This window comes from Hydrogenophaga sp. IBVHS1 (assembly GCF_002127265.1).
Taxonomy (GTDB): Bacteria; Pseudomonadota; Gammaproteobacteria; order Burkholderiales; family Burkholderiaceae_C; genus Hydrogenophaga.
The window spans coordinates 603,527-625,630 of the sequence record NZ_NFUU01000003.1 but is presented as its reverse complement, the minus strand read 5'-3'; the positions used below and the strand labels follow the sequence as shown (position 1 = coordinate 625,630).

23 protein-coding genes are annotated in these 22,104 nt (G+C 65.9%); 10 read left to right on the top strand and 13 right to left on the bottom strand.

All coding sequences use genetic code 11. From position 1 onward, the window contains the following. On the bottom strand, positions 1 to 717 hold the full coding sequence (locus CAP37_RS20850) for a response regulator transcription factor (protein ID WP_086126794.1): 717 nt from the start codon (positions 715 to 717) through the stop codon (positions 1 to 3). 86 nt (positions 718 to 803) lie between these two features. Between CAP37_RS20850 and CAP37_RS20845 the strand changes: the two genes are divergently transcribed. Beyond that, complete coding sequence (locus tag CAP37_RS20845) at positions 804 to 2,321, top strand: class I adenylate-forming enzyme family protein (RefSeq protein ID WP_086126791.1); 1,518 nt, start codon at positions 804 to 806, stop codon at positions 2,319 to 2,321. Here the strand turns inward: CAP37_RS20845 and CAP37_RS20840 are convergent, their stop codons facing one another. After that, positions 2,322 to 3,710 carry an MFS transporter gene (locus CAP37_RS20840; RefSeq protein WP_143435997.1) on the bottom strand — a complete coding sequence of 463 codons (1,389 nt, stop codon included), beginning with the start codon at positions 3,708 to 3,710 and terminating at the stop codon, positions 2,322 to 2,324. A gap of 71 nt (positions 3,711 to 3,781) precedes the next feature. Here CAP37_RS20840 and CAP37_RS20835 point away from each other — a divergent pair, with 71 nt between their 5' ends. Then, positions 3,782 to 4,648 (top strand): M48 family metallopeptidase, encoded by an 867-nt coding sequence (locus CAP37_RS20835; RefSeq protein ID WP_086126784.1) that lies wholly within the window; start codon positions 3,782 to 3,784, stop codon positions 4,646 to 4,648. Positions 4,649 to 4,718: 70 nt separating this feature from the next. Here CAP37_RS20835 and CAP37_RS20830 read toward each other — a convergent pair whose 3' ends face one another. Next, positions 4,719 to 5,354, bottom strand: a complete 636-nt coding sequence (locus CAP37_RS20830; protein WP_086126782.1) for an MBL fold metallo-hydrolase — start codon at positions 5,352 to 5,354, stop codon at positions 4,719 to 4,721. A 77-nt stretch (positions 5,355 to 5,431) separates the two neighbouring features. Between CAP37_RS20830 and CAP37_RS20825 the strand changes: the two genes are divergently transcribed. After that, on the top strand, positions 5,432 to 5,902 hold the full coding sequence (locus CAP37_RS20825) for a DM13 domain-containing protein (RefSeq protein WP_086126779.1): 471 nt from the start codon (positions 5,432 to 5,434) through the stop codon (positions 5,900 to 5,902). 4 nt (positions 5,903 to 5,906) lie between these two features. Here CAP37_RS20825 and CAP37_RS20820 read toward each other — a convergent pair whose 3' ends face one another. The 4 genes from CAP37_RS20820 to CAP37_RS20805 are packed head-to-tail and all read right to left on the bottom strand — an operon-like array spanning position 5,907 to position 9,206. Next, positions 5,907 to 7,208: a TRAP transporter large permease gene (locus CAP37_RS20820; protein WP_086126776.1), complete on the bottom strand. Its 1,302-nt coding sequence runs from the start codon at positions 7,206 to 7,208 to the stop codon at positions 5,907 to 5,909. Then, the gene (locus tag CAP37_RS20815; RefSeq protein WP_086126773.1) at positions 7,205 to 7,714 is read right to left on the bottom strand and encodes a TRAP transporter small permease; all 510 of its coding nucleotides are present in this window, start codon (positions 7,712 to 7,714) and stop codon (positions 7,205 to 7,207) included. Before CAP37_RS20815 ends, CAP37_RS20820 begins: the two co-directional genes overlap by 4 nt. An 8-nt stretch (positions 7,715 to 7,722) precedes the next feature. Continuing rightward, the gene (gene dctP, locus CAP37_RS20810; protein ID WP_086127190.1) at positions 7,723 to 8,712 is read right to left on the bottom strand and encodes a TRAP transporter substrate-binding protein DctP; all 990 of its coding nucleotides are present in this window, start codon (positions 8,710 to 8,712) and stop codon (positions 7,723 to 7,725) included. 47 nt (positions 8,713 to 8,759) lie between these two features. Then, positions 8,760 to 9,206 carry a type II 3-dehydroquinate dehydratase gene (locus CAP37_RS20805; protein WP_086127188.1) on the bottom strand — a complete coding sequence of 149 codons (447 nt, stop codon included), beginning with the start codon at positions 9,204 to 9,206 and terminating at the stop codon, positions 8,760 to 8,762. A 209-nt stretch (positions 9,207 to 9,415) separates the two neighbouring features. Between CAP37_RS20805 and CAP37_RS20800 the strand changes: the two genes are divergently transcribed. Further along, on the top strand, positions 9,416 to 10,210 hold the full coding sequence (locus tag CAP37_RS20800; RefSeq protein ID WP_086126770.1) for an IclR family transcriptional regulator: 795 nt from the start codon (positions 9,416 to 9,418) through the stop codon (positions 10,208 to 10,210). 4 nt (positions 10,211 to 10,214) lie between these two features. Here the strand turns inward: CAP37_RS20800 and CAP37_RS20795 are convergent, their stop codons facing one another. Further along, the gene (locus CAP37_RS20795; protein ID WP_086127184.1) at positions 10,215 to 11,006 is read right to left on the bottom strand and encodes an exodeoxyribonuclease III; all 792 of its coding nucleotides are present in this window, start codon (positions 11,004 to 11,006) and stop codon (positions 10,215 to 10,217) included. Between the two features lie 10 nt (positions 11,007 to 11,016). Here CAP37_RS20795 and pyrE point away from each other — a divergent pair, with 10 nt between their 5' ends. Then, positions 11,017 to 11,730 carry an orotate phosphoribosyltransferase gene (pyrE, locus tag CAP37_RS20790; protein ID WP_086126767.1) on the top strand — a complete coding sequence of 238 codons (714 nt, stop codon included), beginning with the start codon at positions 11,017 to 11,019 and terminating at the stop codon, positions 11,728 to 11,730. Between the two features lie 10 nt (positions 11,731 to 11,740). Then, complete coding sequence (locus CAP37_RS20785) at positions 11,741 to 12,412, top strand: DUF4124 domain-containing protein (RefSeq protein ID WP_086126764.1); 672 nt, start codon at positions 11,741 to 11,743, stop codon at positions 12,410 to 12,412. Between the two features lie 3 nt (positions 12,413 to 12,415). On the opposite strand, the gene gatB is transcribed toward CAP37_RS20785, so the two are convergent. The 3 genes from gatB to gatC are packed head-to-tail and all read right to left on the bottom strand — an operon-like array spanning position 12,416 to position 15,658. Next, the gene (gene gatB / locus CAP37_RS20780; RefSeq protein WP_086126762.1) at positions 12,416 to 13,870 is read right to left on the bottom strand and encodes an Asp-tRNA(Asn)/Glu-tRNA(Gln) amidotransferase subunit GatB; all 1,455 of its coding nucleotides are present in this window, start codon (positions 13,868 to 13,870) and stop codon (positions 12,416 to 12,418) included. A 1-nt stretch (position 13,871) separates the two neighbouring features. Next, positions 13,872 to 15,362 (bottom strand): Asp-tRNA(Asn)/Glu-tRNA(Gln) amidotransferase subunit GatA, encoded by a 1,491-nt coding sequence (gene gatA, locus CAP37_RS20775; protein WP_086126759.1) that lies wholly within the window; start codon positions 15,360 to 15,362, stop codon positions 13,872 to 13,874. Beyond that, complete coding sequence (gene gatC, locus CAP37_RS20770; RefSeq protein WP_086126756.1) at positions 15,359 to 15,658, bottom strand: Asp-tRNA(Asn)/Glu-tRNA(Gln) amidotransferase subunit GatC; 300 nt, start codon at positions 15,656 to 15,658, stop codon at positions 15,359 to 15,361. Before gatC ends, gatA begins: the two co-directional genes overlap by 4 nt. A gap of 271 nt (positions 15,659 to 15,929) precedes the next feature. Between gatC and CAP37_RS20765 the strand changes: the two genes are divergently transcribed. From CAP37_RS20765 to mrdA, 4 genes are read left to right on the top strand one after another with little or no spacing between them, the layout of a single operon-like run. Further along, complete coding sequence (locus CAP37_RS20765; RefSeq protein WP_086126749.1) at positions 15,930 to 16,973, top strand: rod shape-determining protein; 1,044 nt, start codon at positions 15,930 to 15,932, stop codon at positions 16,971 to 16,973. Positions 16,974 to 17,015: 42 nt separating this feature from the next. Next, positions 17,016 to 17,960, top strand: a complete 945-nt coding sequence (gene mreC, locus CAP37_RS20760; RefSeq protein ID WP_086126746.1) for a rod shape-determining protein MreC — start codon at positions 17,016 to 17,018, stop codon at positions 17,958 to 17,960. Continuing rightward, on the top strand, positions 17,957 to 18,487 hold the full coding sequence (gene mreD, locus CAP37_RS20755; RefSeq protein ID WP_086126744.1) for a rod shape-determining protein MreD: 531 nt from the start codon (positions 17,957 to 17,959) through the stop codon (positions 18,485 to 18,487). The genes mreC and mreD overlap by 4 nt, the downstream gene beginning before the upstream one ends. A 2-nt stretch (positions 18,488 to 18,489) precedes the next feature. After that, positions 18,490 to 20,463, top strand: a complete 1,974-nt coding sequence (gene mrdA, locus CAP37_RS20750; protein ID WP_086126741.1) for a penicillin-binding protein 2 — start codon at positions 18,490 to 18,492, stop codon at positions 20,461 to 20,463. A gap of 13 nt (positions 20,464 to 20,476) precedes the next feature. Here the strand turns inward: mrdA and CAP37_RS20745 are convergent, their stop codons facing one another. Then, the gene (locus CAP37_RS20745) at positions 20,477 to 20,770 is read right to left on the bottom strand and encodes a hypothetical protein (RefSeq protein WP_086126738.1); all 294 of its coding nucleotides are present in this window, start codon (positions 20,768 to 20,770) and stop codon (positions 20,477 to 20,479) included. After that, positions 20,770 to 22,104, bottom strand: a complete 1,335-nt coding sequence (locus CAP37_RS20740) for a hypothetical protein (RefSeq protein ID WP_086126736.1) — start codon at positions 22,102 to 22,104, stop codon at positions 20,770 to 20,772. Before CAP37_RS20740 ends, CAP37_RS20745 begins: the two co-directional genes overlap by 1 nt.

Here is a 22,104-nt window from a genome sequence, read left to right as displayed (position 1 = left end):
TCAGTCCTGTTGCTTGGCGAACACGTAGCCCACGCCACGCACCGTCAGTATCCGTTTGGGGTCCTTGCTGTCGACCTCTATCGCGTTGCGGATGCGGCCGATGTGCACATCGATCGAGCGATCAAAAGCCTCCAGCTCGCGTCCGCGCACCGCCTCCATGATCTGGTCGCGCGTGAGCACACGCCCGGCTCGCTCGGCCATGGCGACCAGCAGATCAAACTGGTAGGACGTGAGCTCGCACGACTTCCCGGCCACCTGCACAGTGCGGGCATCGCGGTCGATGTCGAGCGAACCGAAACGCAACACCGGCGTGGTGCGAGAGGCGCTGGCCTGGCCGGGGTCGCTGCGCCGGCGCAGCACGGCGCGCACGCGTGCGAGCAGTTCACGCGGCTCGAACGGCTTGGGCAGGTAATCGTCGGCCCCTATCTCCAGGCCGATCACCCGGTCCATCGGATCGCCCTTGGCGGTGAGCATCAGCACCGGCACGCGCGCTGCCTGACCCGGCAGCGCGCGAATGCGCCGGCAGACTTCCAGGCCGTCGATGCCGGGCATCATGAGATCGAGAATCACCAGCTCGGGCTGGATGAGCTGCAACTGTTCCAGGCCTTGTTCGCCGTCGTTGGCGTGGGTGACTTCGAAACCCGACTGGCCGAGGTACTCGATCACCATCTGCGCCAGGCGCGCGTCGTCTTCAATCATCAGCAGGGGAGAGGTCATGGTTTCAGTGTAGCGGTGTCCATGGGGACCTGACATGCTGACAGCCGCGTGTGAACGCTGCTGGGGAGTCACGTAAAGTAATGTGAATGACGCCCCTACCCGCCGCATCGTTCAACGCCTTGCTGGACCAGCTGGCCTTGCAGCCCTCCGAGCGGCCGCTGTTGCGCTGGTTCGAGCCCGGTGGCCCGGTGGCTGATTCGCGTTGGGGCAGCCTGAGCGGGCCCGCGCTGGTTCGGCGTGTGCACACGCTTGCGGCCCGCCTGACCCAGGTCGGGGTGCAAGCCGGCGACCGCATCGCCTGGCTCGGCTTGAACCACCCGGCCCAGATCGCGCTGCTGATGGCGCTGGCGCGGCTCGGGGGCGTGCTGGTTCCCATGAACCACCGGCTGTCGCCCGCAGAGTGGGAGTCGCTGCTCGACGACTGCCGCCCTGCCTTGCTGGTGCACGACCAGCACTTCGCCCAAGCCGCGCAAGCGCTGGCGCTGCCCACGCGCTCTGTGCGCGCACTGGACGCACAAGAGGCAAGCGTGACCATTGCCGAGATCGCCGACGCGGCCAGCAGGCCCGTGTTGCTCGTCTACACCTCGGGCACCACCGGCCGCCCCAAAGGCGCCGTGCACACACAGCGCAACCTGCTGGCCAACATGGCGATCGCAGCCCAGGTGCAGGACATGACGCCCGCCGACACGGTGCTCAGCGCGTTGCCGCTGTTCCATGTGGGTGGCCTGTGCATCCAGACGCTGCCGGCACTGTCGGTGGGCGCGCAAGTGCTGCTGTTCACACGTTTCGATCCCCAGGCCACGCTGGAATGCATCCGCCTGGAACGGCCCACGCTCACCTTGCAGGTGCCCGCCACGCTGCAGGCGTTGACGGCTCAACCCGCATGGGCCGAGGCCGACCTTTCCTGCCTGCGCGCCATCTGGGCCGGCTCCAGCCTGCTGCCCGCCACACTGATCGAGGCCTGCCATGCGCGCAGCGTGCCCATGTGCAACGTGTACGGCAGCACCGAGACCGGTCCCTTTTCCATCGCCCTGCCCAGCGCGCACGCCTTCGATCACCTGGGTTCCTGCGGCTGGGCCGCACCGGGCGTGGAGGTTCGTCTGCACGACCTGCAAGGTCGCGCCGTGCGGCCAGGCGAGGTGGGCGAGATCCTGGTGCGCGGGGCCAACGTGGTCGAGCACTACTGGCCGGACCTGCCAGCCTGCGACGCCGACGGCTTCTTCCATTCCGGCGACCTGGCCCTGCAATCGCCGGACGGCAGCTACACCGTGGTCGGCCGCGCCAAGGACATGGTGATCTCCGGTGGCGAGAACATCTACCCGGCCGAGATCGAGAACCTGCTGGTGCAACACCCGCTGGTGGCCGAGTGCGCGGTGGTCGGCCAGGACGACGCTCGCTGGGGGGAAGTGGTGGTGGCCGTGGTGGTGCTGCGAGATCCGGCGCAGCAAGAATGGATGCCTGCGTTGCAGGCCTTCCTGGACGGGCGACTGGCGCGCTACAAGTGGCCGCGCCGCTGGCAAAGGGTCGATGCCCTGCCCAAGACCGCGTTGGGGAAAGTGCAGAAACCCGAGTTGAAGGCCCTGCTGAAAGCCCTCGCCGGTTGATCAGCGCCCGGGCGGTTTTTGCACCGGCGCCAAGCGCGTGGCCAGCCAGATCAGCAACAGCACCGGCGCCCCCAGGCACGCCGTGGCGACGAAGAAGGTGGGGTAGTCGTACGTGTCAACAAAAGCGCCTGAGTATCCTGCCAGCCACTTGGGTGCGAGCAGCATCATGGAACTGAACAGGGCGTATTGCGTGGCCGAGTACTGCACGTTCGTGAGCCCTGACAGGTAGGCGATGAACGCGGCCGAGGCCACCCCGGCGCTCAGGTTGTCGGCGGAGATCACGAAGATCAGCGCCACCACGTCGTGTCCATGCCCCGCCAGCCAGGCAAACAGCAGGTTGCTCGCGGCGGAGAGAATGGCGCCCAGCATGAGCACGCGCATCACACCGAGCTTGAGCGACAGCGCGCCGCCAATGAAGGCACCCACCAGCGTCATGATCACGCCGTAGATCTTGGTCACGGCGGCCACCTCGTCCTTGGTGTAGCCCATGTCCACATAAAACGGGTTGGCCATGATGCCCATCACCACATCGCTGATCCGGTAGACGCCGATCAGCGCCAGGATCAGCAGCGCCTGCTTGCCATAACGCTTGAGGAAATCGGCGAAGGGCTCCACCAGCGCGCTCTGCAGCCACTCGGCGGCGTTGCGTGCGGGCGGCAGCGCCACCCGCACGGGCTCGCGCGAGAACAGCACCGTGAGCACGCCCACGAGCATGCTCGCGGCCATCACCAGGTAGGCCGTGCTCCACGCCGCTTGCTGGTACAGGACCCCGGGCCCGGCGCCCGCAGTGCTCACGGGCGCCACCTCGGCACGGGCAGCGATCCACAGCACGCCAGCACCGGCCCAGATCATGGCCAGGCGGTAGCCCGTCTGGTAGGTGGCGGCCAGTGCGCCCTGGTGGCGCATGTCGGCCGACTCGATGCGGTAGGCGTCCAGCGCAATGTCCTGCGTGGCGGATGCGAAGGCCACCGCCAGCGCGCACCACACCACCAGCGTGAGCTCGGTGCGCGGGTCGGTCATGGCCATGCCCACGAGCGAGACCATGATCAACACCTGCGACAACAGCAGCCAGCTGCGACGGCGCCCCATCCAGCGCGTGAGCAAGGGGATGGGGAGGCGGTCAACCAGCGGTGCCCAGCACCACTTGAAGCCATAGGCCAGGCCCACCCAGCTCAGGTAGCCAATGGTGGTGCGGTCCAGCCCGGCCTCGCGCAGGCGAAAACTCAGCGTGCCCAGCACCAGCAGCAGCGGCAGACCGGCCGAGAACCCCAGCGCGAACATGCGCAGACTGGCGGGCTCCAGGTACACGCGCAGGGTCTCGCCCCAGGTGGGCCGAGCCGGCGTCGGTTCGGTGTCGGCAGCGGCTTGGCCGGTGGAGGTTGAAGGCATGGATGGGCGGTCGGCAGGGAGAGGGTTTGCTCGGGCGGGCGCAACCGCCCGGCTTTGACTATTATTCACGCATGTGCTTTATCTGCGACTTCAAAACTTCCCACGCGTCCCCGGACCGCCCTGACCACCTGTGGTCGGCCCGACGCGCCTTTCTGCTGGCGGGTGGCGCTGCGGCCGCCGGCGCCGCCTTGCCCGCCGCTGCGCAGGTGGACGTGGGTCAGGCGTCGGCGCTGCGCAACCTGGTGCCGGCCGAGGAGCTGGAAAGCGCAGCGGGCAAGCAGTATTCGCAAATGATGGGCGAGGCCAACGCCAAGAAGCTGCTCGTGCCCGACGGCAATCCGCAGGTGCAACGGCTGCGCAACATTGCGCGCCGCCTCATTCCGCATTCGCCGCAATGGAACAAGCGCGCTACCTCCTGGCGCTGGGAAGTCAACCTGATCCAGAGCGAACAGGTCAATGCCTTCTGCATGCCGGGCGGCAAGATCGCCTTCTACACCGGCATTCTCGAAAAGCTCAAGCTCACCGACGACGAGACCGCGATGATCATGGGCCACGAAATGGCGCACGCGCTGCGCGAACACGCGCGTGCCCGTGTGGCCAAGAGCAACGCCACCGGCATCGGTTTGTCCATCGCCGCGCAGTTGTTCGGTCTGGGGCAGCTCGGCGACATTGCGGCCAACCTGGGCACGCAGCTGCTCACGCTGAAGTTCAGCCGCGAGGACGAGACCGAGGCCGACCTGGTGGGCCTGGAACTCGCCGCCCGCTCGGGCTACCAGCCCCGCGCCAGCGTGACGCTGTGGCAGAAGATGGCGGCCAACAGCGGCGGCTCGAACGCCAGCTTTCTCTCCACCCACCCCAGCGGCCCCGACCGCATCCGCGAACTCGAAAGCAACGTGCCACGCGTGCAGGGCCTGTACGAACAGGCCCGCAAGAGCTGAGATCCGGCGCCGGGCCGCCCCAAGCCGGATCAGCCCCCTCGGGGGGCAGCGACCCGCGAAGCGGCGGAGCTCAATCCCTGACATAGGGGTTGCTGCGCCGTTCCTCACCAAACGTGCTCTCCGGCCCATGGCCAGGAATGAACACCGTGTCGTCGCCCATCGGCCAGAGGCGCTCCTTGATGCTGTCGAGCAACTGCTGGTGATTGCCCTGCGGAAAGTCGGTGCGGCCAATGCTGCCGGCAAACAGCACGTCGCCCACAAAAGCGCGCTTCGCCTCCGCTGAATGGAACACCACATGCCCGGGTGTATGACCCGGGCAGTGCCGCACATCCAGCGCACAGCGCCCGATCTGCACCGTGTCGCGGTCGGCCAGCCAGCGCGTGGGCGTGAAGGCTTCGGCGGGCGGAAATCCGAACATCGCGCCCTGCTGCGGCAAGCCAGTGATCCAGAACTGGTCGCCGGGGTGCGGGCCGATGATGGGAAGGCTCAGGCGGCGCGCGAGTTCGGCGGTGCCGCCCGCGTGGTCGATGTGTGCATGCGTCTGCCAGATGGCCTTGAGGTTCAGGCCCAGGCGTTGCACTTCGGCCAGCAGACGATCGAGCTCACCACCGGGATCGATCACGGCAGCGTCCTTGGTTTCATCGCACCACACGAGCGAGCAGTTCTGGGCAAAGGCGGTGACGGGAACGGTGAGGTAGCGCAGCATGGAAAGCCTGATGAAAAACGCGTCATTCTAGAAGCCGCGCCTGCGCAGCGCGCGCCAGCCTGGTGTACAAACCGCACATGAAAAAAGCCCTGCTTCTGCTCGCATCGCATGCTCTGGTGGCTCTCGCAGGATTTGCGGCGGGGGTCTACCTGTTGCCCATCCTCATTGCGCCGCCAGCGCCCGAGGTGGCTGTGGTCAGCGAACTCGCCAGCAAAGCGCGCTTCACCGCCCAGTTCCGGCGCGACCTCACCGGCAGCGATGCCCTGCACTGGGGCGAAGGCACGGTGTCGGTCGGGCCGGAGGCGGTTTCGCTCATGGGGCGACTGGCGCCGGGACCGGACTACAAGCTGTATCTCTCGCCCACCTTCGTGCAGACCGAGGCCGAGTTCCTGCCGCTGAAAAACCAGATGCTGCGCGTGGGCGACGTGAAGACGTTCGAGAACTTCGTTGTGCCGCTGCCCCCCGGCGTGGACCTGGCGGCCTACAACACCGTGGTGGTGTGGTGCGAAACCTTCAAGGAGTTCATCTCGGCCGCACAGTACCGATGAGAGGCTAGCCCGAGTAACCCGCCAGCCTCGGCAGGAACAGCACCATGTCCGGCCACAGCGTGACGAGCGCCAGCGCGCCGATCATGACCACCAGGAAGGGCACCATCTCGCGCACCAGTTCGGTCAATGAGATGTCGGCGATCTTGGTCATCATGAACAGCAGCAGGCCGTAGGGTGGTGTCACCAGACCGATCATGATGTTGAGCACGGCGACCACGCCAAAGTGCACGGGGTCCACACCCAGCGCCACTGCCGTGGGCAGCAGCACCGGCAAGATCACCAGAATGATGGTGGAGCCTTCGAGAAAGCACCCCAGCAGCAGAAGGATCAGGTTCACCAGCAGCAGGAAACCCAGCGGGGAGAGTTCCAGGCCCTTCAGCACCGTGCTGAGGGTGGCGGGAATGTTTTCCACCGTGATCACGTAGTTGAACACCAGCGCGCCCGCGATCAGCATGCCGATGGAGATGCTCACCCGCGCACTGGAGATGAGGGATTCGTAGATGTCGCCCCAGCCGATGCTGCGGTAGAGCACCACGGAGATGATCAGCGCGTAGGCCGCCGCCAGGCCCGCCGCTTCGGTGGGTGTGGTGATGCCGGTGTAGAGGCACCCCAGCAACACCACCGGCAACATCAAGGCCGGCAGGGCTTCGCGCGTGATGCGCGGCATCTCGCGCAGTGGCACCTTGTCTTCCACCGGAAACTTCCGGTGCTTGGCGAGGAAATAGATCAACCCCATGAGCACGCCGCCGAGCAGAAGCCCGGGCAGCACGCCCGCAATGAACAGGTAGCCGATGGACGTGCCCGACACCAGGGCGTAGAGCACCATGGGAATGGACGGCGGCAGGATGGGACCGATGACCGATGAAGCGGCGGTGAGCGCGGCGGCGAAGCCTCGGGTGTACTTGCCGTCCTTGGTCATCATCACTTGCATCAGCTTGCCTGAGCCCGCCGCATCGGCGAGCGCCGAGCCCGACATGCTGGCGAACACGATGCTCTGCAACACGTTCACCTGGGCAAGGCCGCCGGGAAAGCGCCCGACGATGGCATTGCAGAAACGCATGAGGCGGTCGAGCACGCTGCCCGAACTCATGATGGTGGCGGCCAGAATGAACAGCGGGATCGCCAGCAGCAAAAAGCTCTGGTAGGTGCCGTTGAGCAATTGCTCGGCCACCGTGCCCATGTCCATGCCCTTGAGGTACAGGTACAGGACCGAGCCGCCGATCATGGCGTGTCCCACGGGCACGCCCAGCAGGCTGAGCGCCAGGATGGTGCCGAGCGCAAGAGAAAACGGACTGGTGAAGTTCACAGTGCGGAGCCAGGTGTGAGGGGTGCGTCGGCGGCCGGGTCCTTGCCACGGGCCAGCTGCACGATGTTCCAGAGGTTTCGGGCAATGACCGCCACCGAGAAGACGATGTAGATCGAGAACAGCACGTCGAACCGGGTGTTCAGGTAGGAGCTCTTCTCGACCTTCATGAAGCTCACGTAGTCGTAGGCCGCGGGCAATTGCATGCCGAACAGCACCACCACGCAGATCGAGCCGACCATGCCCATCGCCATGCGCGCTCGCGGTCTCACGTTGGCGGTGATGAAATCGATGCGGATCTCTTCCTGGTCTCGCAACACGAAGGCCGCGCCCCACAGCACCAGCCAGAGCCAGGCCAGCAGCGAGATCTCCGTCGTCCATCCCACCGGCCAGTTGAAGACGTAGCGCAGGACGATCTGCAGCATGAAGGCCACGAAGATGACCGCCAGCAAGCCAGCGGCCACCCCATTGGCGAACCGGCGCAGGGCCGACGCGAGGGTGCCGAACATCAACCGCTTCACTTCATGACGTTGATCTTGTCGAGCATGCCGGCTGGCCAGCTTTTCGCTTCCTCCGACGCCAGGTAGATCTTCTGCGCATGTTCACGGAAGGCCGCCACGTTGGGGGTGTAAACGTCCAGCCCCTGGCGCTTGAAGCCTTCGGCCAGCTCGGCCTCGCGCTTCAGGTGCTCTGCCGTGCTCCAGGCGATGGCCTTGTCGGCGGCGGCCTGAAACGCCTGCTGCTTCGCGGGCGACATGCTTTGCCAGGTTTTCATGTTGACGGTGAGCAGGTCGTAACCGACCAGGTGCGAGGTCATGACGATCTGCGACATCACTTCGAAGAACTTCATGTTCTGCACGTTGGGCAGCGGGTTGTCCTGCCCGTCGATCGATCCGGTCTGAAGGCCGGTGTAGGTTTCGGCGTAGGCCATCGGTGTGGGGTTGGCGCCGATCGAGCGGCCCAGCAGTTGCCAGCTGTCTCCGGGTGGCATGCGCAGCTTCACGCCCGCCAGATCGGCTGGCACATTGATCTTCTTCTTGGGCTTCAGGCCCACCTGACGGGTGCCGAAGAAGGTCGGGCCGAGGATCTTCACCTTGAGCTGGTCTTCCACCATCTTCTTCATCTGCACGCCCATGTCGCTGGCGAAGAACTGCGTGAGGTGGTTGGCATCGCGGAACAGGTAGGCCGAGGTGAGCAGCGACCAGGCCGGGATCTGCTTGGAGATGTCCTGCGGGCCGATGTTGCCCATCTCCAGGTTGTCGCGCTGCAGGGCCACCAGCTCGGTGCCCTGGCGGAACAGGGTGGAGTTCAGGAACACCTCGACCTTGAAGTCGGACTCAATGTCTTTGGCGAACATCTTCATCATGTCGGCGCGGATGTCCTTGTCCGAGAACACGGCGGCAAAGCGCAAGGTCGGCTGCGTCTGTGCCCAGGCCGGCAGGGCCATGGTGGCGGCAAGGGTGGCGCCTGCGCACAGCACCGAGCGGCGGTTGGGTGAGCTGTTCATGGTGATGTCTCCTGTGTGGTTGGGGGTGAACGGGGTCTTGAGGAAGATCATGCGGCCGCAGCCAGGCGCTGGGCCACCGCCCGCAGCGCCATCTCGTAGCCATAGGGGCCGAAGCCGCAGATGACGCCGGTGGCGCCCTGCGAGATCAGGGAGTGCTGATAAAGCGGGTCGCGGCGGTGAATGTTGGTGATGTGGACTTCGGCGACGGGCTGCTCCAGCGTCTTGATGGCGTCCAGCAACGGAATCGAACGAAAAGACAGCCCGGCCGGGTTGAAGACCAGTGCGACGCTTTTCTCCCGCGCTTCCTGCACCCAATCCACCAGCACGCCCTCGTGGTTGGACTGGCGGAACTCGCAGCCCAGGCCCAGCTCGGTCGTGACCCGGCGGCACAGTTGCTCGACCTGGGCCAGCGTGGTGCTGCCGTACAGGTGCGGCTCGCGCACGCCCAGCAGGTTCAAGTTGGGTCCGTTGAGAACGTAGACGGTGTCGGTCATGGAAAAAAGCATCCTTGGGAGGGAAAGAGGGGGCCAGCGGGCAACGACGAATCCGGCCATCGCCGGGTCGGGGCTTGCGCAAACCGCCGTCTCCGTGTTTTCATCGCGGCTCGCCCGATCAGGTCCGCCAACCGCGTGAATTCTTGATCTCCACAAGGAAAGTGTTTCCGAATTGGAAAGACATTCCTTTATATGAAATTAATTGCCTCATGAGCCTTGCACTCGATCGTGGACTGACCCTGCTCGAACACCTGGCCGCCCACCCGGACGGCCTGCCGCTGGCGTCGATGGCGTCAGAACTCGACATGCCCTTGAGCGCCTGCCACCGCCTGCTCGGCGATCTGCAGCGGCGCGGTTACGTGCGCCAGGCACGCAAACAGGGCGACTATGTGCTCACCACCAAGGTGGTCTCGCTGGGGTTGGGCTACCTCAGCAACGCGGGCATCGTCGACATCGCCGAGCCAATCGTGGAGCGGCTGGCGCAAAAATCCGGCGAGCTGGCACGCCTGTCCATCGTCGACGACGACCGCTTGACCTGGGTGGCCAAGTCGCAAGGCGCACGCCAGGTCGGACTGCGCTACGACCCCGACATGGGCGCCGAAGCGCGCCTTTCGTGCACCTCGTCGGGCCACGCGTGGTTGCTGACGCTGAGCGACGAGCGCGCACTCGAACTGGTCAGCCGGCAGGGCTTTGGTCTTCCCAAAGACTACGGCCCCAAGGCACCGACCACGGTGAAGGAGCTGCTGGACATCCTGCACATTGCGCGCGTGCGCGGCTACGCCATGATCGACGAGGTGTTCGCGCCCGGCATGGCCGCCATGGCCGCGCCCGTGCTGCGGCGCAAGGAGGCCATTGGCGTGCTGAGCATCGCGGGCCCGCGAACGCGCCTGACGCAAGAGCGGATGCAGGAGCTGGCGCCCACGCTGCTGGACGCCGCCGCCGAACTGGGCCCGATCAGCAACGCCTCCAGCCTGTTCGGCCGGCCACCGCTGGGCAAGGGTTGATGCCCTACAGTTTGAAGTCGTAGTCGATCGTGATCGGCGCGTGGTCGCTGAACTTTTCGCCCTTGTAGATCGATTCGCCGCGGGCCGTTTCTGCCAGGGCGGGCGTGGCCAGGTGGTAGTCCAGCCGCCATCCCACGTTGTTGGCGTAGGCCTGGCCGCGGTTGCTCCACCATGTGTAGCAGGCGTCGGTGGTGTCGGGCTGAAGGCGGCGGTACACGTCGACGAGGCCCGCATCGGCCAGCAGACTGGACATCCAGGCGCGCTCCTCGGGCAGGAAACCGCTGTTCTTCTGGTTGCTGCGCCAGTTCTTCAGGTCTTCCTTCTGGTGCGCGATGTTCACGTCGCCACACAGAATGAATTCGCGCTCACCCTTGAGTGCCAGCAGGTGCGGAAAGAACTGGGCGAGGAAGCGGTATTTGGCTTCCTGGCGCTCGGGGCCAGAAGAACCGCTGGGGAAATAGGCGCTGATGACCGAGAACTTGCGCTGGGGCGTATCGAAGCGAAGTTCGGTGTAGCGCCCTTCGGCGTCGAACTCGGTGCAGCCAAAGCCGATCACCACATCGCTGGGCTCGTGGCGCGTGTACACCGCCGTGCCCGAATAACCCTTCTTCTCGGCAAAGTGGAAATGTCCCTGCAGACCGGCGATCTGCTCGAAGCGGCCGCTCACATCGAGTGCCTGGGCCTTGACCTCCTGCACACAAATACAATCGGGCCGGTGCGCGGACAGCCATTTCTCCAGCCCCTTGGTGGTGGCGGAACGGATGCCGTTGAGGTTGAGGCTGGTCAGTTTGAACAAGGATGTCCCCATGGGTTTGCAAGCAGGCGCGGCACAAGCCGAGGCCCCCGATGCGCTGGCGCAGGAATTCGTGCAGTTCTGTGTAGACGCCGGCGTGCTGAAGTTCGGTGAGTTCAAAACCAAGGCCGGTCGCCTGAGCCCTTATTTCTTCAACGCGGGCCTGTTCGACGACGGCGCCAAGCTCGGCCGGCTCGCGCAATTCTATGCAAAAGCCCTGCTGGCCAGCGGCATCGAATTCGACATGATTTTCGGCCCCGCGTACAAGGGCATTCCCCTGGGCGCCGCGCTGGCCGTGGAGCTCGCGCGGCTGGGGCGCAACGTGCCCTTTGCCTACAACCGCAAGGAGGCCAAGGACCACGGCGAAGGGGGCACGCTGGTGGGCGCGCCGCTTCAGGGACGCGTGCTGATCGTGGACGACGTGATGTCCGCCGGCACTGCGGCGCGCGAGTCGATCGCGCTCATCCGCGCGGCCGGTGCGGTGCCGCACGCGGTGGCGATCGCGCTGGACCGCCAGGAAAAAGCCACGGAAGCAGGGCCCGATGGCATGCTGCGCGATGTGGATCACAGTGCGGTTCAGCACGTTCAGCGGCAGCTCGGCCTGCACGTTTGTGCGATTGCGACGCTGGCCGATTTGCTGCAATATCTGACGGACCACACTGGTGGCAGCTTTGATGCCCACCGCGATCGTGTACTGGCCTACCGCCAGCGATACGGTGTGACCTGAACCCAACCCGATGCCGCACCACCATTCCCACCCCCTCTTTACAGCTCGATTCGCGCTGCTGGCTCTTTGCACCACGCTCGCGGGCGGGGCACAGGCGCAAGGCAGCGTGTATTCCTGCGTCGACAGCAAAGGGCGGCGCCTCACCTCCGACCGGCCGATCGTGGAATGCCTGGACCGTGAACAGGAAAAGCGGGGCAACACCGGCATCGTGCGCCAGGTGGTGCCGCCCAGTTACACCGCCGACGAGCGCGCGAAGCTGGAAGCGCAGCGTCGCGTGGAAGACGAGCAGCGTGCGCGCGTACAGGAAGAAAAGCGCCGCGAACGCGCGCTGCTCATCCGCTACCCCAACCAGGGCGTGCACGACAAGGAGCGCGCCGAAGCGCTGGGGCAGATTGACGAAGTGATTGGCGCTGTGAACAAGCGCGAGCAGGCGCTGGTGCTGCAGCGCAAGGAAATCGACGTCGAGATGGAGTTCTACCAGGGCGACGCCAGCAAGGCCCCCAACTGGCTCAAGCGCAAGATCGAAGACAACGAGAAGCAGATGGTGGTGCAGAAGCGTTTCCTTGACGAGCAGGCCCAGGAGAAACAACGCATCAACGCGCGCTTCGACGAAGAACTGGTCAAGCTCAAGCAGCTCTGGGCCGCTGCGGGCGGCACCCGCACCGGCGCCGCCTCGCGCTGACCTTCAACCCAGTTTCTGGCGCAGCAGATCGTTCGCCTGCTGCGGGTTGGCCTTGCCCTTGCTGGCCTTCATCACCTGACCGACCAGCGCGTTGAAGGCCTTTTCCTTGCCGGCGCGGAACTGAGCCACGTTGTCGGCGTTAGCGGCCATCACTTCGTCGATGATTTTTTCCAGCGCGCCGCTGTCGTTCATCTGCTTGAGGCCTTTGGCTTCGATGACGGCGTCCACCTCGGTCCCTTCACCGATCCACAAGGCGTCGAACACTTGTTTTGCGGCGTTGTTCGACACCGTGCCATCGGCAATGCGCCCGATCAGTACGGCGAGTTGTGCGGCGTTCACCGGCGCGGCGGCAATCTCTTTTTCCTCCGCGTTCAACCGGCGCGACACCTCACCCATGATCCAGTTGCTGACCAGCTTGGCCTGGCCACTGGCCTTGGCTGCTGTTTCGAAATACGCCGCCATCGAAGGGCTCTGCGTGAGCGTGGTGGCGTCGTACTCGGGCAGGCCATAGTCGCGCACCAGTCGCTCGGCCATGGCGCGAGGTAGTTCGGGCATCTGGCCCCGCACCTGTTCCACCCACTCGCGCTCAATCACCAGCGGCGGCAGATCGGGGTCGGGGAAGTAGCGGTAGTCGGCCGCGTCTTCCTTGGTGCGCATGGCGCGCGTCTCGCCCGTGTCGGGATCGAACAGCACGGTGGCCTGCTGAATCTTGTGTCCGTCTTCGATCTGCTCAATTTGCCAGCGCACCTCGAAGTCGATGGCCTGCTGCATGAACTTGAAGCTGTTCAGGTTCTTGATCTCGCGCCGCGTGCCCAGCTCGGCGCCGGGTTTCCTCACCGACACGTTGGCGTCGCAGCGGAACGAGCCTTCCTGCATGTTGCCGTCGCAGACGCCGATCCAGGTCACGATCTTGTGCAGCTCTTTCGCGTAGGCCACGGCCTCGGCGCTGGAGCGCATGTCGGGCTCGGTCACGATCTCCAGCAGCGGCGTGCCGGCGCGGTTGAGGTCGATGCCGCTCTGCCCCACGAAATCTTCGTGCAGGCTCTTGCCAGCGTCTTCTTCCAGATGGGCACGGACCAGGCGCACGGTCTTCTTTTCAGATCCGAGGAAGAACGACACCTCGCCGCCCTGCACCACCGGAATCTCGAACTGGCTGATCTGGTAACCCTTGGGCAGGTCGGGATAGAAATAGTTCTTGCGTGCGAACACGCTCTGCTCGGCAATGTGCGAACCGAGCGCAAGGCCGAGGCGAATGGCGAGTTCGACCGCGGCCTTGTTCATCACCGGCAACGTGCCCGGCAGGGCCAGGTCGACCGCGCAGGCCTGTGTGTTCGGCTCGGCGCCAAAGGCCACCGGCGCGCGGCTGAAGATCTTGGACTGGGTGGAGAGCTGGGCGTGCGTTTCGAAGCCGATGACGACTTCGTAGCCTTGCACAAGAAGGGATGTGCTGGTGTTCATTTCAGTAGCCCCCCGGCGCGCGGGCATGCCAATCGGTGGCCTGCTGGAAGGCATGGGCGGCCTGCAGCAGCGGCCCTTCCTGGAAATAGTTGCCCACCAGTTGCAGGCCCACGGGCATGCCGCCCGCGCCAAAGCCGGCTGGCACGCTCATGCCGGGCAAGCCGGCCAGGCTGGTGGAGAGGGTGTAGATGTCGGCCAGGTAGTTGGCCAGCGGATCGTCGCTCTTCTCGCCAATCTTCCAGGCCACGGTGGGCGCCACAGGGCCGGCGATCACGTCGCACTGCGTGAACGCGGCCTGAAAATCCTGCGCGATCAGGCGGCGAATCTGCTGGGCCTTGAGGTAGTAGGCGTCGTAGTAACCGTGGCTGAGCACATAGGTGCCGATCATGATGCGGCGCTGCACCTCGGGGCCGAAGGCTTCGCTGCGCGACTTCTTGTACATGTCGATCAGGTCGTCGTACTTTGCGGCGCGGTGGCCGAACTTCACGCCGTCGAAGCGGCTGAGGTTGGAGCTGGCCTCGGCCGGCGCAATGATGTAGTACACCGGGATGGAGAGTTCGGTGCGCGGCAGCGAAATATCGACCAGTGTCGCGCCCAGCTTCTCGTATTCGGCGAGCGCAGCGCGCACGGCCACCAGCACATCGCCTGCGCAGCCGCCGCCAAAGAATTCCTTCGGCAGACCGATGCGCAAGCCCTTGAGCGGCAGCGCGGCACTGGCGCCTTCGCGTGGCTGGCCGAGCAGCGTGGTGTAGTCCTCGGCGGGGTGGTCGAGGCTGGTGGAATCGCGGTCGATGTCGGGGCCGGCCATGGCGCTGAGCAGGGTGGCGCAGTCGGCGGCGCTGCGCGCCATGGGACCGGCCTGGTCGAGGCTGGAAGCGAAGGCCACCATGCCGTAACGCGAACAGCGGCCGTACGTGGGCTTGATGCCGGTGACGCCGCAGAAACTGGCGGGCTGGCGGATGGAGCCGCCAGTGTCGGTGCCCGTGGCCGCCGGCACCAGGCGAGCAGCCACCGCTGCGGCAGAACCGCCGGAAGAGCCGCCTGGCACACGCTCGATGTCCCACGGGTTGTGCACCGGGCTGTAGGCCGAGTTGTCGTTGCCCGAGCCCATGGCGAACTCGTCGCAGTTGAGCTTGCCCAGGGAAACCGCACCCTGCTCGGCCAGACGCCGCACCACCGTGGCGTCGAACGGGCTGCGGTAGCCCTCCAGGATCTTCGAGCCGGCGGTGGTGGGGAAGTCTTTGGTGACAAAGATGTCCTTGTGCGCCAGCGGCACGCCAAGCAGTGGCGTGCGCTCGCCAGCGGCAATGCGCGCATCGGCCGCGCGGGCCTGGGCCAGCGTGGCGTCTTCGTTGAAGGCCAGGTAGGCGCCTAGCGAGGCGTGCGCCTTCGCGCGGGCCAGCAGGTGTTGCGCGGCCTCGACGCTGCTGGTTTTCTTGTCGGCAATGGCCACGGCGAGGCCGGCGACACCCAGTTCATGCAGATCGTTCATTCGATCACCTTGGGCACGAGGAACAGGCCGCGCTCCACGGCCGGTGCGCTTTTCTGGTTGGCTTCGCGGTCGTTGGGCTCGCTGGCCAGGTCCGGGCGCAGGCGCAGCGACACGTGGTCAATGACCGCGGTGGGGTGTGCCAGCGGCTCTACGCCCAGCGTGTTCACGGCGTTCATCTGCTCGACGATGTCGAAGAAGCCATTGAGCTGGACGCGCAGCGTCTCGCTTCGGGCATCGGTAAGTTCCAGGCGCGCCAGGTTGGCAATGCGCCCGATGTCGGACAGGGTCAGGGACATGGCTGAAACGGGATCCGGGTGGAATGAGGCAAGCGTTCACGAGGCGACGATCGCCCCTGAAACGACGTGTAAGCGGTCAAATTGCGCCCCAATTGCGTGCAGTTGTACACAGGGGATACGGTATTATCCAAGGTTTAACGGCGATACCCTCCGCGACAGCGTTTCCGCCTTGGAATCAACCACTTAGCACCGATGCCCGGCCCCACCCCCGGCCCCACCCCCGGCGACGAGCGCGCGAAGCCGCGCCCGTGCCCCACAGGATCCACGCACCATGTTTGAAGCTTTCCGTCGGCAGTTTTCGACCGACCTGGCCATCGACCTCGGCACCGCCAACACCCTCATCTACGTGCGCAACAAGGGCATCGTGCTTGACGAACCCTCGGTGGTGTCGATCCGCCACGAAGGCGGCCCCCAGGGCAAGAAGACCATCCAGGCGGTGGGCCACGAAGCCAAAGCCATGCTGGGCAAGGTGCCCGGCAACATCGAAGCCATCCGCCCCATGAAAGACGGCGTGATCGCCGACTTCACGGTCACGGAGCAGATGCTCAAGCAGTTCATCAAGATGGTGCACCCGCGCTCGATGTTCAGGCCGAGCCCTCGCATCATCATCTGCGTGCCGTGCGGCTCCACCCAGGTCGAGCGACGCGCCATCCGCGAATCGGCCCTGGGCGCCGGCGCATCCGAGGTCTACCTGATCGAAGAACCCATGGCCGCCGCCATCGGCGCTGGTCTGCCGGTGTCGGACGCCTCCGGCTCCATGGTGGTCGACATCGGTGGCGGCACCACCGAAGTGGGCGTGATCTCGCTGGGCGGCATGGTCTACAAGGGCAGCGTGCGCGTGGGCGGGGACCGTTTTGACGACGCCATCATTGCCTACATCCGCCGCAACTACGGCATGCTGATCGGCGAACCCACCGCCGAAGCGATCAAGAAAAACATTGGCTCTGCCTTCCCCGGCTCTGAAGTCAAGGAAATGGAAGTCAAGGGCCGCAACCTCTCCGAGGGCGTGCCGCGCAGCTTCACCATTTCCAGCAACGAAATCCTCGAAGCCCTCACCGACCCGCTGAACAACATCGTTTCGGCCGTCAAGATGGCGCTGGAGCACACGCCTCCCGAGCTGGGCGCAGACATCGCCGAGCGCGGCATGATGCTCACCGGCGGTGGCGCGCTGCTGCGCGATCTGGACCGCCTGCTGGCTGAGGAAACCGGCTTGCCCGTGCTGGTGGCCGAGGAGCCGCTGACCTGCGTGGTGCGAGGCTGCGGCATGGCGCTGGAGCGCATGGAGCGCCTGGGCACCATCTTCACCAGCGAATAAGTCCGGGCCGTTCTTCGGCACGGCCGCGATACCCTACCCCCTATGCCTCTGGGTACCCTGGACCGGACCCCGCCCCCCTTTTTCAAGCAGGGCCCTTCGGCCCTGTCCAAGCTGGTGGTGTTCAGCGCGGTGGCGCTGTTCCTCATGGTGGCCGACCTGCGTTTTCGGGTCGCGGAGCCGCTGCGTACCGCCGTCGCGGCGGTGCTGTATCCGGTGCAATGGGCGGTGCTGCAGCCGGTCGAACTGGTGTCCATGGCGGGCACGTACTTCACCTCCCTGCATGCGGCCCAGAAGGGCGAGGCCGAAGCCTTGAAGCGGCTGGCCACGCAGGCTCAGCGCAGCCTGCAGCTCGAACAGATCACGCTGGAAAACCAGCGCCTGCGCCAGCTGCTGGCCATGCGCGAACGAAGCGGCGCCCAGGCCACCGGCGCACAGGTGCTTTACGACGCCGCCGACCCGTATTCACGCAAGATCGTGATCGACCGGGGCCAGACGCACGGCATCCAGGCCGGCTCGCCGGTCATCGATGAGAGCGGCGTGCTGGGGCAGGTCACGCGGGTGTATCCGCTGGTGTCCGAAGTCACGCTGCTGATCGACCGCGATCAGGCCATTCCCGTGCTCAATGCGCGCACCGGTGTGCGCAGCGTGGCCCACGGCGAACCTTCCGCCAGCGGCGACGGCCTTGAACTGCGTTACACACTCGCCAGTGCCGACATCGCCGAGGGCGACCTGCTCACCACCAGCGGCGTGGATGGCATCTACCCCGCCGGCCTGCCAGTGGCGCGCGTGACGCTGGTGGAGCGCCAGGCCGAATCGTCTTTCACGCGCGTGCGCTGCGAACCCATGGCGCGGGTGCAGGGAACCCTGCATGTGCTGGTGCTCGCGCCCGCCGGCGAAGTGGTGCCTCCCTCGCCCTTGGTCAGTGCCCCCGCCGAGCGCCCGGTGCGCGGTGCGGTCCGTCCCGGCAACCGGAGCACCGCACCATGATCATGCGTCCCGGTCAGCAGCTGCTGTTGCCCGCCAACCCCGTCTTCATCTGGTTCAGCCTGCTCAGCGCGCTGATGTTCAACATGCTGTTGAACATGGGGATGTTCGGGCGCGCGGCCTGGGTGCCTGATGTGCTGGCCGTGCTGCTGGTGTTCTGGAGCGTGCACCAGCCGCTGCGCATCGGCGTGGGCGTGGCCTTCGCGTTTGGCCTGACCATGGACGTGCACCAGGGCGCGCTGCTCGGCCAGCACGCCCTCGCCTACACCGCACTCGGGTTCCTGGGCATCTCCATGCACCGGCGCCTGCTGTGGTTCAGTGTGCCCAACCAGGCGGTGCAGGTGCTGCCGCTGTTCGTGGCAGCACACCTGCTCGAACTGCTGGTGCGCATGGCCGCCGGCGGCACCTTTCCGGGCTTGCTGTACCTGCTGGCGCCGGTGATCGAGGCCTTGCTCTGGCCGGTGGTCAGCGTGCTGCTGCTGGCGCCTCAAAGGCGTGCGCCTAACCCCGACGACAATCGGCCGCTCTAGCCATGACGGAACTCCGCAACGTCGAAGCCGATCTGGCCCAGTTCCGCACCCGGGTGCTGCTGATCGGGCTGGCGGTGGTGTTCGCCTTCGGCCTCGTCGCCGCGCGCATGGTCTACCTGCAGGTGACGCGGCATGAAGACCTGCTGGCGCAGGCCGAGAGCAACCGCACTGCGGTGCTGCCGGTGGTGCCCAACCGGGGCCAGATCCTGGACCGCAAGGGCCGCGTGCTGGCCACCAATTACTCCGCCTACACGCTGGAGATCGTGCCTTCGCGCGTGGACGACCTCGACGCCACCATCAAGGGGCTCGGCGAGCTGGTGGAGGTCACGCCGCGTGACGAGCGGCGTTTCCGCAAACTGGTGGAGGAATCACACAGCTTCGATTCACTGCCGCTGCGCACGCGCCTGACCGACGAGGAGGTGGCGCGCTTCACGGTGCAGCGCTACCGCTTCCCCGGTGTGGAAGTGCGCGCCAGGTTGCTGCGCCAGTACCCGAACGGCGATGTGGCCAGCCACGTCATTGGCTACATCGGCCGCATCAACCAGCGCGAGAAGGAATCGATTGGCGAATGGCCGGAAGAAGACCAGGCCAACTACCGGGGCACCGAGTACATCGGCAAGCTCGGCGCCGAACAACAATACGAGCGGGAACTGCACGGCATCACCGGTTTCGAACGCGTGGAAACCTCAGCCGGTGGGCGCGCGGTGCGCTCGCTGGCTCACACGCCGGCCACGCCGGGCAACACCGTGGTGCTGTCGATCGACATCCAGCTGCAGAAGCTGATCGAAGACATGTATGGCGAGCGGCGCGGCGCGCTGGTGGCGATCGATCCGCGCTCGGGCGAAGTGCTGGCCTTTGTGAGCAAGCCCACCTTCGACCCCAACCTCTTCGTCGAAGGCATCGACGTGGAGAACTGGCGCGCACTCAACGAATCGCTGGACAAGCCGCTGCTCAACCGCGCGATGCGCGGCACCTACCCGCCCGGCTCCACCTACAAACCCTTCATGGCGCTCGGCGCCCTGGAAACCGGCACGCGCACCGCCAGCACCGTCATCAACGACCCGGGCTTCTGGATGTTCGGCGGCCACCGCTTCCGCAGCCACGACGACGGCGGCCTGGGCGCGGTGGACATGAAGCGCAGCATCGTGAAGTCCAGCAACACCTACTACTACTCGCTGGCGAACGAGATGGGCGTGGACACCATGCACGACTTCATGAAGCCGCTGGGGTTCGGCCAGATCACTGGCATCGACCTGCGGGGCGAGGTGCGCGGCGTGCTCCCGAGTCTGGCCTGGAAGCGCAACACCTACAAGCGTCCCGAGCAGCAGCGCTGGTACGCGGGCGAGACCATCTCGCTCGGCATTGGTCAGGGCTACAACAGCTTCACCATGCTGCAGCTCGCGCACGCCATGGCCACGCTGGCCAACGGTGGCGTCAAGTACAAGCCGCACCTGACCATGGCCACCGAAAACGTGATCACGCGCGAGCGCACGCCGCTGCCCGGACCGCCACCGGAAAACCTGGGCTACAAGCCCGAGCATGTGCGCACCGTGATCGACGCCATGACCGCCGTGACCACCGAAGGCACGTCCACCCGCGTGTTCGCGGGAGCCGGCTACGCCAGCGGTGGCAAAACCGGTACCGCCCAGGCCGTGACCATCGGTCAGCGCGACCGCTACGACTCCCGCAAGCTCGAAGAACACCAGCGCGACCACTCGCTCTACATTGCGTTCGCGCCTGCCGACCAGCCGCGCGTGGCGCTGGCACTGGTGGTGGAGAACGCCGGCTTTGGTGCGGCCCACGCAGCTCCCATCGCCCGCCGCGTGTTCGACTACCTGCTGCTCGACCAGTACCCCAACCCGCAAGACATGGCTGCCGTGCGCGTGGGTCAGGCCGGCGCGCCGATCGGCAAGCCGCTGCGGGCCAGCGAAATGCCGTGGCCACCGGAATCGTCAACGCCGGCCTCGGCACCGTAGCGAAACCAACCCTTCAGGGCCGCGCCCCCGGCACTGCCTGCCTCCTGCGCGCCGCCTCCCGCATGGCTTCGACGCGCGCCGCATCGGGTGGCTGGTGTTCTTGCACCACCTTCCTGCGGCAATCCTCGTGATAGGCCCGCGCCTGAGGCCAGCAGGCGCCTCCATCGCCCATGCCGGCCTCGCTCAGGCAGTGCTGCAAGCTCAACGCAGCTCCGCGGTGACAGCGTTCGAATTCGTTGGCGGTGGGCGACGCTAGCGCCAGCGGTGCCCACAGCAGCCCGATGCTCAGCGAGAGAAGGACTCCCATCAGTCGAGGAACTTGGGGCGCTGCTCGGCCCGCATGCGGTCTGTCGTTTCCCTGGCTTGCACCGCTTCCGCAGCCCCCTCGGTGGGCGCGTGCACCATGCGTCGATCCAGGCAGGTCCTGGCGGTCAAACCTGTCGGATTGCATTGCCGTTCGGAGGCCTGAAAACACTGGTGCTGAGCGGCTCGGGCCTGCTTGTTCTCTTCGCACTGGTTCGCCAGCCCACTCCATTGCGCGTCCCACGCCGCCACCCGCTCCCGAAACGTGTCGTTCTCGCGTTCTCGCTCAAGCCGGGCTTCTTCGCGCGCCTCTTCTCGCTCGCGCTGACAGCGCGCGTTGCAGGGGCCGCTGTCGCTGCGTGTGAGCAGCGGGCCGAGTATGCGCGCGGGCCTGTTCGGCATCGACTTGCAGGAAGCTTCGGACGGCCCGGCGGCATCGGGGCAGCTCTTGCGCAGGCACGCCTGCACCGGCGCCAACTCCTTCGAGCAGGCGGCGTCGGCTTCGCGCCGGAAGGCGTCCACGAGTTGCGCGTGCTTGCGTTGCACCGCTGGCTTGTCGGTCACCTTGTCCAGCGCGTCGCCGTAGCGAAGGTCCGGTTTCTCGGGTGTCTCGGCCTTTTCAGGCTTCTTCTCGCACCAGGCCGCCTTCGGAGCGGTTTCGCAATGCGACTGGAGCGCCCCCTCCAGAAAGCCCGGGTTGGCGGAGGTGCGCGGGCAGACCAACAAGTGTGTCAACTTCGTGCGCCTGCGCATCTCGTCTCTGGCCTGCGGGGGCGTCAGGTAGCTGCGGTGTTTCTCCGCGCACCAGCCCGTCTGGCCATGCGCCACCATCCCCCGGTGGTCCAGGGCCGAGCCGCCGCTGATGATGAAGCGGCCCCAGTCCGGACTGCCCGGCACGTTGAAGGAGACCTTGCCATCAGGCCGGGCCGGCGCGCCCGTGTCCACATCCACCGCCAGGGTGGCGCCGTTCTCGCCAGTGAATAGACCCAGCCCATAGAGCATGAGCTCGCTGGTTTGCGCGGCCTTGGCCACAGCGGGGGGCAGCGACTTCAGGTTGTAGAACTGGCTGCGTTTGTCCACCAGAATTCGCACGCCGGTGAGCGACCACACCAGACCGAAGTTGGCGATCGGCTCACCCATCAACGTGGACAGCTTCCACCGCACCTCGAAGTTGCCGCAGATCTCGGGCACAGCGGCGGTACCGGTGGGGAAACAGTGCATCTGCTCGCGCCCCCCGGTCGGGAACAGCGTGCCCTGGTCGCCCACGTCCCTGGGCTGGGCCAGGGACGCACCGGACAGGAGAAAAGCGCACACCAGCGCCAGGCAAACCCGAACCAT